Source organism: Microcoleus sp. B3-D2 (assembly GCF_036705345.1).
Taxonomy (GTDB): Bacteria; Cyanobacteriota; Cyanobacteriia; order Cyanobacteriales; family Microcoleaceae; genus Microcoleus.
Genome location: NZ_JAUBUG010000031.1, coordinates 22,893 through 38,369, shown reverse-complemented (window position 1 = coordinate 38,369; position 15,477 = coordinate 22,893). Strand labels below are relative to the sequence as shown.

Genomic DNA, 15,477 nt, shown 5'->3' with positions numbered 1-15,477 from the left:
AATTTTCAGATATATTTTCGGATATGTTGAGGCTAAGTTTTTTTATTGTGGGCTAAATTTTGTTGTTTTTGATGCAGTTTACCAACAAACTTTAATTATTTTAAACGCCAGGGATTGTTAAGTTGATTTGGTAAAAATATTTTAGCAGTGCGATCGAATATTCTAGTAAAGAGCGATCGCGTCACGTTCTTCGCGTACTGAGGGCGGTAAGGATAAGTGCAGTGCATTACTTTAATCGGTTTGTCGATTGTATAAGTGGCTTTCCACTGGTCTAAGTAGTTGTAAACAGGCGACAATGTTTTCATTTTTGGTTTGACCGCTTCGATCCCAGCAGCAAAAGCACCTTTATCTCTCAACATTAGCAGGTTTTGATTACTAATTACTATCTCGAAATATTTCTTAAAATTTTGGAAAAAGTCTTGATTTTTAGTGCTTTTTTTAAAAGCGATAAATCCGCTATTGTATTGAATACTATTTTCGCCCAAAGGTAATCCTACAGATTGCAAAGTCGAGAGAATATCTCGCTCAACTCTTAATAAATGAGCAGCTTTAGCGATTGCAGGTTGTAGATCTTCAGTCACCAGGAAATCCACTTCATCAAGATAGTCAAAAACCTCATCTATTGGCGACAACAAACAAATATCGCAGTCCATATAAATAGTCTTCTCAAAAGGAGAGCCGTCATACAAAGCCACCTTAGCTTGCCGGGAAGCCAAAACAGGATTTTCGTCCGGTGGTGCGGGCTGCAATTTCACATTTCCAAACGCCAGAAGTAAAGGATATAAAATCCGAGGAACTCTATCTATTAAAACAACAATGGGTTCGCGGTGAAACTTCCTGACTGAAGCCAGAAAATGCACGCAGTCTTGAAAAGAGTAAAGACCGGTTAAAATAGTGATAAATCCTTTGGTTTCTAATTTCACTTGTCTCTCTCACTCGCAGTAAGGGACTCCCTATAATAGTTCAATAAAAAATCTAGAAGGCAGAAATAAAGAAAATTTTAATTCTGCCTTCTATCTTTATAGTTCTGCCTGCGAGTGGCGTTTTTGGTGCCACTGCCAAGCATGGGAGATAATGTTCTTAATGTCGGGATATTCAGGAGACCAACCCAAGGTTTCGATCGCCTTTTTGCTGCTACCAACTAAAGCAGGAGGGTCGCCCGGACGCCGCTCACGCTCAACAGCCTTAATCTCTTTTCCCGTCACTTGGCGAGCCGTTTCTATCACCTCTTTCACCGAAAACCCGCCACCGTTGCCCAAATTAAAGAAATCAGATTTGCCACCATTTAGCAAATATTCTAATCCCAAAATGTGAGCGGATGCCAAATCGTTAACGTGAATGTAATCCCGGATGCAAGTACCGTCAGGAGTATCGTAATCCGTGCCAAAAATCGCGATCGAATCTCGTTTCCCCAAAGCAGCGAACAACACCAGCGGGATCAGGTGAGTTTCTGGATTGTGATCCTCTCCTAACAACCCGTTCGGATCGGCCCCAGCCGCGTTAAAATAGCGGAAACAAACAGACTTGAAATCATACGCAGCGTCAAAATCCGACAAAATCCGTTCTACCATTAACTTAGTAGCACCGTAGGGATTGATCGGGTTTTGTGGGTGGTCTTCTGTGAGCGGGATTTTCTGCGGTACACCGTAAGTCGCGCAAGTAGAAGAAAACACAAATTTCTTCACGTCAGCAGCGAGCATTGCTTCCAAAAGGGTAATAGTACCGATGACATTGTTGCGGTAATATTTAGCTGGGTCGGTAACAGATTCGCCCACGTAAGCGTATGCAGAAAAGTGCATTACCGCATCAATTTTATGCGTAGCAAACAGGTTATCGAGAAGAGTGCGATCGCTCGTATCGCCAACTATAAACTCCACCTGCAAAGCCTGCTCTACTATATCTTGGTGACCGTAAGCTAAATTATCCAAAATCACCACACCGTAACCGGCGTTTTTCAGCGCTAATACCGCGTGAGAGCCAATATATCCAGCTCCGCCCGTCACCAAAATAGTTGGTTTGTCTGCACTCATTTTCTTCTGCCTGTTTTTGTAGCTGGGATTGCCAAGAGCCTTGTTAACTTGAGACTGCCACATCAGACGCTTTCACACTAGGCGTGAGCCGGAGAATTCAAGCGAAATATATAGGCTTTGCTGTGCGGGACAGAACGATCGCACTCCTAAACAACGCTTTTTATACTCCAGATAGATGCTGACTGTGCAAGTCTTTCTGTTCAATCGATAAACTTGAGGCGACCAATTTGGATATAATCAAATATCCGATTAATCTGATGTCGATCCTCTTCTGAAATTTTATCATCTGATAGGATAGCCGAAGTCAAAACTAAGTGATCCCGGCGAGTGATCTTACCAGACGCTACAATCCGATCGACTTTTTGAGAAATTGTTAAGTTCGATTTGTTGTGAGATGTTCGCATTTATTCTTCGATCGCTTGTATGCTAAAATAATTAAAGCCGATTGCACTTATTGACCCAAAAATGGTGCGTACCCGACCGTAAATCACTTGGCTCAACAGCATAAATAACGTATCAGAGTTTTACTTCCCAAGATAGATACGCGGACTTAATAAATCTGCAATCAGCTTTCGGATAGCGTTCAGAACTAATTTAATTATATAATATTTTTCCTAGAGAGGCACCTTTCTATGCAGGTTTATCGGCTTCCGGTACTGTCCGACAATTACATTTTCTTGCTGCACGACCCCGATAGCCACACAGCAGCCGTCGTCGATCCAGCACGATCGCAGCCAGTAGTAGAGCAACTGCAAGCACTCGGAGCCGAATTAACCGCAATTTTCAATACCCACCACCACAGCGACCACATAGGCGGCAATCAGGAACTGATCGATCGCTTTCCCCAAATTAAAGTTTACGGCGGCGCAGAAGACCGAGGTAGAATTCCCGGACAGCAAGTGTTTTTACAAGCGGGCGATCGAGTTTCTTTCGCCAACAGAACCGCCGAAGTATTCTTCGTACCCGGTCACACAAAAGCTCACATCGCCTACTATTTCCCCCCCCGCAACCCAGGCGAAACCGGCGAATTGTTCTGTGGCGACACTTTATTTGCTGGAGGCTGCGGCAGACTATTTGAAGGCACTCCAACTCAAATGGTAGCCTCCCTCGGGCAACTGCGAAACTTGCCCGACAATACTAGAGTTTGGTGCGCCCACGAATACACGCTGAACAACCTGCAATTTGCCTTGAGTGTGGATGGCGACAATCCCGATTTACAGCAGCGCTTCGCCGAAGTCAAGGAAGCGCGGAGTCGATCGCAACCTACAATACCATCATCGATCGGCCTCGAAAAAAGCACAAACCCATTTTTGCGCTGGGATTTTCCCCAGATCCAATCAGCCGCCAACACCCGCGATCCAGTGCAAACCTTCGCTCGATTGCGCGGCATGAAAGACCAATTTTGACCTTAAAGTTTTTGTTTCTTCAGATAACTCTTAAACTTGAGTATTGGTTCGCTCAACCATCGGTCAAGTCTTTTGTATTTTACCTGAAAGCTCGACAGCCCCTTAAACTTATGGGGAATTTTTTTCAGTTCGTCCTTAAACGGTGTCTGAGACAACATATCAAGCCATAATTGATTGGGGGCGGAGCTTTCCCACGGTTTCGGTCTTGACATAAAGTGCATCACTTTACTTGACATATCATCAGTCTTGTGGTTGTTCCATATTTGATCTAATTGCTTCCACCTTCCCACTAAAACTGAATTTAATGCACCTTGATCGCGATCGCCCCAAACGTGAAACCTAGCGTTTTGGAGCAACTTTTCGGACAGTTGCTCTTCCTCCCAAAGCTTCATGTTGTAAACTAAAACACCACTATTGAAATAAGGGTTTCGATCTTGATAATTGTTGGGATTTCCCCAGACGTTGGCTGCGGCTGCTATCGGCAGAGTTTGAAAATCTAGGTTCCACAGCCCCTCTAAGCTACCCAGAACGATCGTATCGCTGTCGAGCCAAAGTAGCCTTTCTGTTTCTTTGGTATATTTTCGCGGCTCCAATTTAACGTAAGGAAGTTTAGAAGCTGATACCGAAAGAAGTTGGTCGTAATTAGATTGCAATTCTTGCCATTCAATCTTGTATTTGCAGCAATTCTGTAACTGTTCCTTTTGCTGTGAATATATCCTGGTAGATACAACGCTAATTTTGACAGGCTCCTCCCCCGATTTGCTAACATTCAGATCTACAGACTTGAGAAGTGCTGCTAACCCCAGAATATAGGTGCGATCGGCGGCTGTGAATATGTGCATACGATTAAGTTTGTGGGATGAACGGCAAACGTGACACAAACGTTGGGACTGGAGGAAGCAGGCGACCCTGTATTGAGGTAAATGCGAGCGCCCGTTTACCGTTGAGACGAACAAAATCTTGCCTAAATTTCCGGTTAGATTTACACAAAGAAACGGGGTTTCTAAGTAGGTAGGCGCAAATAAAGTTTACAATGTAACAGAATGTAAGGCGGGCATAACTAGAGCAATTGCTTCGTTTCACTCGCTGCGAGAGAGGGGTTATTTATTTTCAAGCTTCATCTACTTATTTATCTGTGTGCAAGTGCCATCTGTTCGCACCCGAAAACGAGCAACAGCCATTGGTAATATGCAGCCACGCGAAAAATAATGAGATGGACTAACCTGGCATTTGAAACAGCCAGAAAATTCCTCGTCGCCTGCGCTGAATCCCGCAAATGGTTCAGACGTGGGACTCTACGATAAAATAAATTGTCTAGAGATCGATATTACCGCACAACGATCGACATCCATCTTAGGTTTGAAGAGTCATCCTGCTCCAATCAAAAGTTCCTCTGGTTATTTCCCTATTATTGCTCGCGAGTTGCTTTGCCCAAAGTAAAATAAGCGTTGTTAGAAACCGATGCAAAACCCACGCAATACTGAACCCCAAGTAAAAATCGACCCCTCTGTTTCAGCGGATTCTAACAAAGCCTTCTACCCAGCCGCGCCTTTGCCAACTGATGTAGGGATGGTTCTGCAATTGGCAGATGGTAGCATTCAGGGGTGCAATTCTCACGCCCAGGATCTGTTGGGGATGACAGCACAACAGATGCTCTTATGCACTTCAATCAACAGTCGGTGGCAGACTCTGCGTGAAGATGGCTCGGATTTTCCCGGCGACACACATCCGGCGATGGTGGCGCTGCAAACCGGGCAACCATGTTTAAATGTCATCATGGGCTTCGATCGGCCACAGGGAGAATTGATTTGGTTGACGCTCAATTCTCAACCTTTATTTCAGGGAGATCGATCGACTCCCTATGCGGTAGTAACAACCTTCACTCCTATCGCTCAACAAAAGCCCGAACCAGTCTGTAACGCGCCCGCGCAACAACTCTCAGACACCCTCGAAAGTATTTCGGACGGGTTCTTTGCTTTGGATCGAGACTGGCGATTTACCTACCTCAATTCGCAAGCGGCACGGTGGCTGAATCGACCCTCGAAAGATTTGATTGGCCGCAGGATTTGGGAAGAGTTTCCCGAATCAGTGGGCAGTTTGTTTGAGCAGGAATATCGCCACGCCGCCACATTCCAAGTTACAGTTAGTTTTGAATCTTTTTATCCACCGCTCAATGCTTGGTATGCGGTACGTGCCTATCCAATCCCATCGGGGCTTGCCGTTTATTTTCAAGATGTGACTCAGCAGAAGGCGGATCGGGCTGTTTTTATTCAACAAGCCCAAACAGCACACCAACAACTAGCAGAAATCGAGGCAATTTATGCTAGTGCGCCGATCGGACTTTGCTTTATAGATACCGAGTTGCGGTTTGTCCGCCTCAACGATCGCCTAGCAGAAATTAACCGAGTTCCAGCAACCGCCCACATCGGCAAAACATTGCGCGAAATCTTGCCAGAAATGGCAGATGATTTAGAGCCGCTTTACCGACAAGTTATTGAAACTAAAATACCACTCCAACAGCTCGAAGTTCGCGGGACGAACTCAGCACAGCCGGGAGTCGATCGCGATTGGCTGTTGAGTCTCTATCCGCTGAGGGCCGAGGACGATCGCGTTTTGGGCGTGAATGTGACGGTGCATGAAATTACCGATCGCAAAGCTACCCAAAAAGAAATTCAACGGCTCAACCAAGAACTAGAGCGACGAGTTAATGAACTGCAATCGATACTTGATGCTGTACCTGTCGGTATTACGATCGCCGACGACCCACAGTGTCAAGTAATTCGCGCTAACCGGTTTGCCCAGTCGATGTTGAAAGTGTCGCCCGATACCAATGTTTCTGGAACCGGAGAGCAAGCGGCAGTCCTTCCGTTTAAACGACTCCGCAACGGACAGGAAATTCCGGGAGAACAACTCCCCATGCAACTAGCCGTGGCTTCCGGCGTCGAAGTGCGAGATGTGGAAATTCAAATGGTGCGCGAGGACGGGGCGGCCTTTGATTGGTTGGTGAATGCGGTGCCGTTATTTGACGAACAAGGCGCAGTTCGCGGCTGTGTGGCGGCGTTTATGGATATTAGCGATCGCAAACAAGCTCTTGCTGCTTTGCGCCGTTCCGAGGAACGCTATCGCACTTTGTTTGAGTCCCTAGACGAAGGTTTTTGCGTCATCGAAATGCTGTTTGACGAAAACGAAAAGCCGATCGATTACCGCTTTTTGGAAGTCAATCCGGCCTTCTTGAAACAAACCGGACTAGAACAACCTGTGGGTCAAACGGTGCGACAGCTCGTTCCGGATATCCAAGATTATTGGTTTGAGATTTACGGCAAAGTCGCGCTGACGGGGGAACCCCTGCGCTTTGAGCACGGCTCGAAAGTCATGAACCGCTGGTTCGATGTTTTGGCGTTCCGCACTGCTGAGCCACAGAGCCGACAAGTCGCCATACTTTTCAAAGAAATCAGCGATCGCAAACAATCGGAGAATCGGTTGCGGCAGCAGGAAGAACAACTGCGGCTGTTCGTCAAACATTCGCCTGCGGGAGTGGCGATGTTTGACCGCCAGATGCGGTATATGCTGGTGAGCGACCGCTGGCTGTCAAGTTACGGGCTCGGCGATCAAAACATTGTGGGCCGATCGCACTACGACATCTTTCCCAATTTGCCCGATCGTTTTAAACAAATCCACCAGCGCTGTCTGGCGGGAGCAGTCGAAATCTGCCAAGAAGATCAGTTTCCCCGCCCTGATGGCTCGCTCGACTGGGTGCGCTGGGAAATTCATCCTTGGCGAACCAACACCAATGAGATTGGCGGCATCATGATTTTTTGCGAAATCATCACCGAGCGCAAAAACGCTGAACTTGCGCTGCAAGCGGCCAACCAACAAGTCAGCAATATTCTAGAAAGTATTACCGATGCCTTTATGGCGCTCGATTCACAATGGCGCTATACCTACGTTAATGCCACTGCTGAAAAACTGCTTTCTCGCTCTCGATCGGACTTGCTAGGTCGATCGATCTGGGAGGTATTCCCCGCCGAGCGAGAATCCAATTCGAGGACATATCAAGAATTCCATCGAGTCGTTAACGAGCAAGTTTCTGTCAAGTTTGAAGAGTATTCGCCCTCGCTCCAGATGTATATAGAAGTGAGCGCCTATCCTGCTGCCGAAGGACTTACGGCTTATTGGAGCGATATTAGCGATCGCAAACACACAGAAGAAGAACTGCGGCAAAAAAATGCGATTTTGAATGTGATTAACGAGTCAGCGCCCACGCCAATTTTTGTCAAAAATCGAGAAGGACAGATTATTTATGCAAATCCAGCCACGCTGGAAATAATGGGCAAACCTGCTTCTGAAGTAATTGGTGGTCGCGATATCGATTTATACCCAGTAGTAGAACTTGCAGCCAGAGTCACGGAAAACGATCGGCGCATTATGGAATCTGGACAAACAGAAGTCCTCGAAGAATCTCACGATGGCATTCGGACATTTCTGGTAATGAAAGCTCCCTACCGCAATCAGGCGGGAGAAGTCATCGGCTTGATTGGCATCTCCAGCGACATCACAAATCGCAAACGAGCAGAAGTCGCCCTGCAAGAACAAACTAAGTTACTGCAAGTAATTATTGACAGCATTGGTGATGGTTTGATTTTGGCCAACCAACAAGGGGAGTTGGTGTTGTTTAACCGAGCCGCCGTAGGCATATTCGGCCCGCTATCGAATGAAAAATCCTATGAGGAATGGTCGAGCACCTACGGACTATTTTTGCCTGACAAAAAAACCCTTTTCCCCAACGCTGAACTACCTCTAGCCAGAGCAATCAAAGGTGAATATGTCAATGATGTAGAGGTATTTGTGCGCCGCGAAGATTCCGAAGGTCGCTGGATCAGTATCAGCGGTTATCCGGTAGTTGATACTAGCAGCGAAATCAAAGGCGGAGTGGTTGTCTGTCGGGATATCACAGAACGCAAACAAGCCGAAGCAGCGCTGCAAGAAAGCGAAGAACGATTCCGCAATATGGCTAACAACGCTCCTTTTATGGTATGGGTAACAGACTCCACAGGCTATTGCACTTTCCTGAGCGAAAGCTGGTATGAATTCACAGGTCAAACAGAGGAAACTGGTTTGGGATTCGGTTGGGTAAACGCGGCGCATCCAGAAGACCGAGAACAGGTCAAAAAAGCATTTTTGACAGCCAACGAACGCCAGGAACCTTACCGCGTAGAATTTCGCGTCGGGCGCAAGGATGGCGGATATTCTTGGGCGATCGATGCGGCTGCTCCCAGATTTTCCGAAAGCGGACAATTTGAGGGTTATATCGGCTCTGTTATCGACATTACAGAGCGCAAACAAGTGGAAACCGAGCGCGATATGGTTCTGCAATTAGAACAAACTGCTCGCGCGGAAGCCGAGCGAGCTAACCGCATTAAAGACGAGTTTCTGGCGGTGCTTTCTCACGAGTTGCGATCGCCCCTGAATCCGATTTTAGGCTGGTCGCAACTGCTCGTCGGTGGCAAGCTGAACGCGAGTCAAAGTGCCAAGGCTTTTGAGACGATCGAGCGCAACGCCAGACTACAATCTCAACTAATCGAAGACTTGCTTGACGTGTCTCGGATTCTGCAAGGGAAACTCAGATTGAATGTCGCTCCGGTGAATGTGGCAACCATTATCATGTCTGCTTTGGAAACCGTGCAATTAGCAGCCGAAGCCAAAAAAATTCAAATTCAAACAATTTTAAATCCCGATGTCGGGCCAATTCTCGGCGATACAAGTCGCTTGCAGCAAATTGTCTGGAATTTGCTGTCAAACGCGGTGAAATTCACGCCCGAAGGCGGTCGAGTTGAAGTTCGATTAATGCAAATCGAAGGCCAAGCTCAAATTCAAGTCATAGACACTGGTAAAGGCATTCTTCCCAATTTCTTGCCTTATGTTTTTGACCATTTCCGACAAGAAGATGGCGCTACAACTCGCAAATTTGGCGGCTTGGGATTGGGATTGGCGATCGTCCGCCAACTCACTGAACTTCACGGCGGAACGGTGTTTGCAGAAAGCGCCGGAGAAGGTCAAGGAGCGACGTTTACGGTGAGATTACCGCTTTTAAATGATGATTCTAGAAGGCAGGAGGAGGAAGAACGTCATGGGGCTGCTCCTCCCGAGCTCTCATCCTTGCCGCTAGCTGGATTGAGAATTTTGGTGGTAGATGATGAGCCTGACTCGCGAGATTTTGTTGCTTTTGTGCTTGAGGAAGCGGGTGCAGAGGTGATTTCCCTGTCATCTGCTGCTGAGGCGCTAGAGTCTATCGAACAAACTGCGCCGGATTTGCTCGTCAGCGACATTGGAATGCCGCATATGGATGGGTATATGTTGATCGATCGCATCCGCACTCAGCTTGCGCCTGAGTATCGGCAGTTGTTGGCGATCGCCTTAACGGCCTATGCTGGAGAAGCGAACGAGCGCCAAGTTTTGCAAGCCGGATTTGACAAACACTTAGCCAAGCCGATCAATCCGACCGAGTTAGTTGCTACTGTAGCGCGATCGATCATCGCCAAGCGCCTTGAAAATAAAGCCTGAGTGCTCGGTAAGACATTGGACTGTAGTTGATTTGGCTCATTACAGCACCCCCGTTTTGCGTAATTTCAAACTGAATTTGCCCGTTAAAAATATTATGCCTGTTTCTTCCCTCGAACCTCGAATCTCGAACCTCGAATCTCAACATCCATCGGTTACATCCGTTATATCCGTTACATCCGTTAAATAATCCGTTGCCGAACTTCCTTGCGATCGCCCCTCAAACTTCGCTATTATAAAAAGTTGCAGTTAAAATCCCAGAACCCACGATCATGGCCAAGCGCGTCCAATTAGTTTTAAATAAAGATGTCAGCAAACTCGGTAAAGCTGGCGACGTTGTAGAAGTAGCTCCGGGCTACGCCCGCAACTACCTAGTACCCCAAGGAATGGGATTTAAAGCCACTCCGGGCATTCTGAAGCAAGCAGAGCGCCGCCGTGAAGAAGAAAGAGTGCGCCAGCTAGAGCTCAAGCAGCAAGCTGAAGTCCGCAAAACCGCCCTCCAATCGGCTGGGCCTTTCATCATCTCCAAGCAAGTTGGCGAAGCTGACGCGATTTTTGGTACTGTCACCAACCAAGAAGTAGCAGAACTGATTTTCAACTCTACCAGTCAAGAAGTCGATCGGCGCGGCATTACTCTGCCCGAAATTCGCCAAACTGGTACATACAAAGCTGAAATCAAACTACACGCAGAAGTTACCGCCGAAGTTGATATTCAAGTTGTTCCGATGTAATTAAGAGTCATCAGTCATTAGTTGTTAGTCATTAGTCATTAGCTAACAACTAAGCACTGCTAACTTGCGAAGTGAGTAACGCCTTCCTTACAGATTGAGAACTGACGACTAATAACTGGCAACTAATAACTAATGACTGAGAACTATTGACTAATGAGCGATTTGATGCCGACAAATATAGAGGCAGAAGAAGCAATTTTGGGCGGGATTTTAATTGACCCCGAAGCTATTTCCCGAATTGCCGAACTGCTGCGACCGGAGTTTTTTGCCATCACCGCTCATCAAGTCATTTATCGATCGGCATTAGGGCTATTTTTACAGGGCCAACCTACCGATTTAATGACGGTAACAACTGCGCTAACCGACCGCAACCAGTTAGAGCAAGTAGGAGGACTAACTAAATTAGCACAATTAGTCGATCGCACAGTTTCCGCAGTCAACATCGACCAATATGCAGTTTTAGTTGAAGACAAATATCAGCGCCGCAAATTAATCGAAGCTGGCAACAACATAGTACAATTAGGTTACGAGACGGCAACACCACTAGAAACAGTCTTAGACCGCGCCGAACAAGAAATTTTCAGCATAACTCAAGAACGCCCGCAACAGGATTTAGTATCGATCGGCGAAACATTAAACCAAACATTTCAAGACCTAGAAAATCGCAATGAAGGGCTGACACTTCCCGGTATACCCTGCGGCTTTTATGACTTAGATGCCATGACAGGAGGCTTTCAGCGATCGGATTTAATCATCGTTGCAGCCAGGCCGGCGATGGGAAAGTGCTGTACAGATGAGTCAGTTATAGTACAAAGCGATGGAAGCCTTGTTACCATTGAAGAAATCTATCAAAAACGTCAAGCTGAATTACTAACATTAGGAGAAGATTGGCAATTTCACCTAACTAGACCATCAGGTTTTATAGATGATGGAATTAAGCCTGTATTTCGGGTAACAACAAGGCTGGGACGTTTTATAGAAACTACAATTACGCACCCATTTTTAACAATTAAGGGATGGCGGCAGTTGGCCGAAGTACAAGCAGGCGATAAAATTGCTGTCCCCCGCAGGATGAATGTTTTTGGTCAAGAAACCATCCGCTCCTGTGAAGTTAAGTTATTGGCTTATCTAATTGGCGATGGGTGTTTGACACGCAGCGCGCCGAAGTTCACCAATGGAAATACTGCTATCCTACAAGATTTTGCTGAAGCTGCTACTAGCTTCGGAGGTCTGAAGCTGCGATTCAGCGAGCAAGAGAAGCGCACACCAGAATATTGTATAATGGGCGATCGAGAAGGTTACACAGAGAAAATAGAGCTCTTTGGTGGGAATCTACAAAAACTCCTTGAAGAACGAAATTTGTCTGTTCCAGAATTCGCTCAAAAATTGGAAGTTCCACCTGTTTTAGCCTGGTCTTGGGTACAAGGAATTGCATTCCCAAATCAAGAATTATTTAGTCGCATCTGTGAAATTTTAGAAGTAGAACCAAAACAGCTAACCGGGCCCGGAATGGATGCTATTAATACAAAACATAAAAATCCTCTGAGACATTGGTTAGAAGAATTAGGTCTGATGGGCAAAAATGCTCACCAGAAAACAGTACCAGAAATAGTTTTTAAATTGGAGCGATCGCAAGTTGCCCTTTTTCTCAACCGCCTCTTTTCAACAGACGGCTGGGCAACCGTGCTTACCAGCGGTCAATCTCAACTAGGCTACTGTTCTGTCAGCGAAGGACTAGCCAGACACGTACAGCATCTACTGCTGAGATTTGGCATCATTGCCGCCCTCAAAAAGCGTTCGGTAAAATACAAAAATACTCGCATACAAGCTTGGCAAATCGATATTACTGATGCCAAATCAATCAAAACATTCATATCAGAAATTGGCATTTTTGGCAAAGAGGTAGCATTATTCAAAGTAAAAGAAGCATTAGAAAATAAAGAATACCAAACTAGCCGCGATTTAATTCCTGTCGAGGCGTGGGAATACCTAGCATTAGCAAAAGGCAACGAATCTTGGGCATCCTTAGCAAAACGCGCAGGTATCAAAGGTCATTCAAATATCCACGTTGGTAGACGTGCGCTGTCCAGGGAAAAATTTTTAGTTTTAGCAACGGCTTTAGATAATTTATGGCTGAAACAACTGGCAGATAGCGAGGTTTACTGGGATGAAATTGTTTCCATCGAACCGATGGGAAACAAGCAAGTCTACGACTTAACTATCCCGGAGACGCACAATTTTGTGGCTAACGATATCTGCGTTCACAATACTGCTTTCTGTACCAACATCGCCCACCACATCGCCGCTGGACAGCAGAAATTGCCGGTTGCTGTTTTCAGCTTAGAAATGTCGAAAGAACAGCTAGTGCAGCGCATCCTGTCCAGCGAAGCCAAAATAGAAAGTAACCGATTGCGATCGGGTAGAATCAGTCAAAACGAATGGGAACCAATCAGTACAGCCATTGGCAACTTATCAGAATTGCCGTTGTTTATTGACGATACTCCCAATATTACCGTCACAGAAATACGATCGAAAGTCCGCCGCCTCCAAGCAGAACAAGGCGGAACTCTAGGATTAGTCTTGCTAGATTACCTGCAATTAATGGAAGGTACAAGCGACAACCGCGTGCAAGAACTATCTCGAATTACTAGAAGTCTTAAAGGTTTAGCCCGCGAACTCAACGTGCCGATTATTGCCTTATCTCAGTTGAGTCGGGGTGTGGAAGCGAGGACAAACAAGCGACCGATGATGTCTGATTTGAGAGAAAGTGGATCGATCGAGCAAGACGCAGATTTAGTAATTATGCTCTACCGCGATGAATACTATAACCCTGATTCGCCCGATCGCGGAATTGCAGAAGTAATTATTACCAAACACAGAAACGGCCCCACAGGAATTATCAAACTATTATTTGACGCCCAATATACCTGCTTTCGCAATCTGGCATCTCCGAAGCGATCGTAAATCCACCAGGGCTTATAGCAATCCTCGCATCATTTGTGAATTTCTTACTCCCTCCCCTTGATAAGGGGAGGGTTGGGGTGGGGTAAAAAGTTTACGACTCCTGCAAGGATTGCTATATATTATGTCAGTTGAATTGGCAGTTATAAAATTTTGTCGCTCAAGTGGGGGGCGGGTTTATAGATATTGTCGAGGTGAATGGAAGATTGTTGGTGAAACCTGCCACTACCAATATTGTGGTTAATTTACCAGAGGTGATAAGCTAATGTGCAGCTAACTTTTACAGTCAAATTTGATGAAATTATTGTGGGGTGGGCGTCTCGCCCGCCTGAAAAATACAACTTAAATGCGGAACAGCTTATTACACAGAAACCCGGTTTCTTAAAAAAAACCGGGTTTCTAAACACCGTAAAAGTTTTACGTTGAATTAGGTTTTGAGCTACCTAGCCAGCGATTTTCAACAATTCCACATCAAAAATCAGCGTAGCATTAGGAGGAATCACCCCGCCCGCACCGCGAGCACCGTAACCGAGTTCAGGGGGAATAATCAACTTGCGGCGGTCTCCAACTTTCATCGTACCGACACCTTCATCCCAACCCTTAATTACTTGACCTACGCCAATTTTGAACTGAAAAGGAGAATTGCGATCGCGAGAACTGTCAAACTTCGTGCCATCCTCCAAAGTTCCAGTGTAGTGCACGACAACCGTCTGCCCGGTTTTTGGAGTCGCCCCATTACCCTCTTTCAATTCAACATATTTCAGACCGGAATCGGTGGTGACAGTTTTCTCAGTATTATCAGTCATGTTATTGCCAGCGATAGTAGCTGGTACCTTCGGTAAAGTAGCATCCGCTACTAGCAAGCTATTCTCATTCAAAGACTGCGCTGACAACTTCTCAATAGCAGTCTCGGGTAAAAGATTGTTCAATTCGGCTGCAACTGCTTGGGACCCAGAACCGCCCATTTGAGCGACTATCAAAAACAAAAAGCAAACCAGCATTACCCCCAAGCTGACTAGAACTCCTCGCAAAATTAATCCTCCTGATACTTTTAACCGCGATATCTTAGATATCTAAGACATCTACAACAACAAGAAATAGAAAATTTTATCTGAACTTTTCCACCAAAAAACGGCAGATACCAGATAATTTTCAAGGCAAAAGTATGAAGTCAGAATGTTTGTAATTCTACATAAATGGCTTCTACATGAGTGCCTTTTTTAGCCTTCTGGCTTCGGGTGACAATCTTATCACAAGATAACAGCGAACTCCTCGCGGGCGTTAGCGAAGCCCTCGAAGAGGATCGAACTCAGCGCCAGTTACGGTTTTCTAAATCCCGCATCTGACGTTCCAAACGATCGAGCCTTCCGCGCAACTCATCCATTTCGGACTGTCGGGGGACTCCCATATCTTGGAGAATATTCCGCAATTGCCGCTGCAACTGCGTATCCCAATTGCCCTGCTCAGACTTGAGCTGCTCCGTCATGTCATCGACAAAGGTTTTGGCTTGCTCGGGATTGATTTTGCCATCTTTGACCCATTGCTCGCTAGCTTCCTGCAATTTCTCGGCTACCAGGGAGGTAGTACCAATGCCCAGCATTACCAGTTGTTTGAGTAAGTTGCTATTGTTATCCATAGATTTTTCCTAATGTTTGCCCTTTCATACCCGATCGGCTCAGGTAGCCTGCTGTCGCTGCGAAACCATCTGTAAACTTAAAGTTACATCAGCGCACACCTACCTTTCTATTTTGGAGCATCAAGCCGCCTGATGGCGAGCCGATCGCGCTAATC

Annotated in this window: 9 protein-coding genes; 4 read left to right on the top strand and 5 right to left on the bottom strand. The window is 46.1% G+C overall.

The features are described 5' to 3' along the window. Positions 1-95 precede the first annotated feature (95 nt). Positions 96-923 carry a hypothetical protein gene (locus QUB14_RS13785; protein ID WP_333217497.1) on the bottom strand — a complete coding sequence of 276 codons (828 nt, stop codon included), beginning with the start codon at positions 921-923 and terminating at the stop codon, positions 96-98. Between the two features lie 96 nt (positions 924-1,019). Beyond that, entirely contained in the window at positions 1,020-2,030 is a 1,011-nt protein-coding gene (galE, locus tag QUB14_RS13780) for a UDP-glucose 4-epimerase GalE (RefSeq protein ID WP_190659095.1), read from the bottom strand. 632 nt (positions 2,031-2,662) lie between these two features. Here galE and gloB point away from each other — a divergent pair. After that, entirely contained in the window at positions 2,663-3,436 is a 774-nt protein-coding gene (gene gloB / locus QUB14_RS13775) for a hydroxyacylglutathione hydrolase (RefSeq protein WP_333217496.1), read from the top strand. Positions 3,437-3,438: 2 nt separating this feature from the next. Here gloB and QUB14_RS13770 read toward each other — a convergent pair whose 3' ends face one another. Further along, complete coding sequence (locus tag QUB14_RS13770; protein WP_333217495.1) at positions 3,439-4,278, bottom strand: glycosyltransferase; 840 nt, start codon at positions 4,276-4,278, stop codon at positions 3,439-3,441. A gap of 619 nt (positions 4,279-4,897) precedes the next feature. Here QUB14_RS13770 and QUB14_RS13765 point away from each other — a divergent pair. The 3 genes from QUB14_RS13765 (at position 4,898) to dnaB (ending at position 13,689) form a co-directional block, all read left to right on the top strand. After that, the gene (locus QUB14_RS13765; RefSeq protein WP_333217494.1) at positions 4,898-9,997 is read left to right on the top strand and encodes a PAS domain-containing protein; all 5,100 of its coding nucleotides are present in this window, start codon (positions 4,898-4,900) and stop codon (positions 9,995-9,997) included. Between the two features lie 269 nt (positions 9,998-10,266). Then, positions 10,267-10,725 (top strand): 50S ribosomal protein L9, encoded by a 459-nt coding sequence (gene rplI, locus QUB14_RS13760; protein WP_333217493.1) that lies wholly within the window; start codon positions 10,267-10,269, stop codon positions 10,723-10,725. 153 nt (positions 10,726-10,878) lie between these two features. Continuing rightward, positions 10,879-13,689 (top strand): replicative DNA helicase, encoded by a 2,811-nt coding sequence (gene dnaB, locus QUB14_RS13755; protein ID WP_333217492.1) that lies wholly within the window; start codon positions 10,879-10,881, stop codon positions 13,687-13,689. 440 nt (positions 13,690-14,129) lie between these two features. Here the strand turns inward: dnaB and QUB14_RS13750 are convergent, their stop codons facing one another. Continuing rightward, the gene (locus QUB14_RS13750; protein WP_333217491.1) at positions 14,130-14,717 is read right to left on the bottom strand and encodes an FKBP-type peptidyl-prolyl cis-trans isomerase; all 588 of its coding nucleotides are present in this window, start codon (positions 14,715-14,717) and stop codon (positions 14,130-14,132) included. Positions 14,718-14,995: 278 nt separating this feature from the next. After that, entirely contained in the window at positions 14,996-15,322 is a 327-nt protein-coding gene (locus QUB14_RS13745; RefSeq protein ID WP_190662145.1) for a phasin family protein, read from the bottom strand. Positions 15,323-15,477: the final 155 nt, after the last annotated feature.

Excerpts from the sequence above, each read along its gene's own strand:
- dnaB (WP_333217492.1), top strand. The coding sequence starts at position 10,879 with ATGAGCGATTTGATGCCGACAAATATAGAGGCAGAAGAAGCAATTTTG.
- rplI (WP_333217493.1), top strand. The coding sequence starts at position 10,267 with ATGGCCAAGCGCGTCCAATTAGTTTTAAATAAAGATGTCAGCAAACTC.
- QUB14_RS13765 (WP_333217494.1), top strand. The coding sequence starts at position 4,898 with ATGCAAAACCCACGCAATACTGAACCCCAAGTAAAAATCGACCCCTCT.
- galE (WP_190659095.1), bottom strand. The coding sequence starts at position 2,030 with ATGAGTGCAGACAAACCAACTATTTTGGTGACGGGCGGAGCTGGATAT.
- gloB (WP_333217496.1), top strand. The coding sequence starts at position 2,663 with ATGCAGGTTTATCGGCTTCCGGTACTGTCCGACAATTACATTTTCTTG.
- QUB14_RS13745 (WP_190662145.1), bottom strand. The coding sequence starts at position 15,322 with ATGGATAACAATAGCAACTTACTCAAACAACTGGTAATGCTGGGCATT.
- QUB14_RS13770 (WP_333217495.1), bottom strand. The coding sequence starts at position 4,278 with ATGCACATATTCACAGCCGCCGATCGCACCTATATTCTGGGGTTAGCA.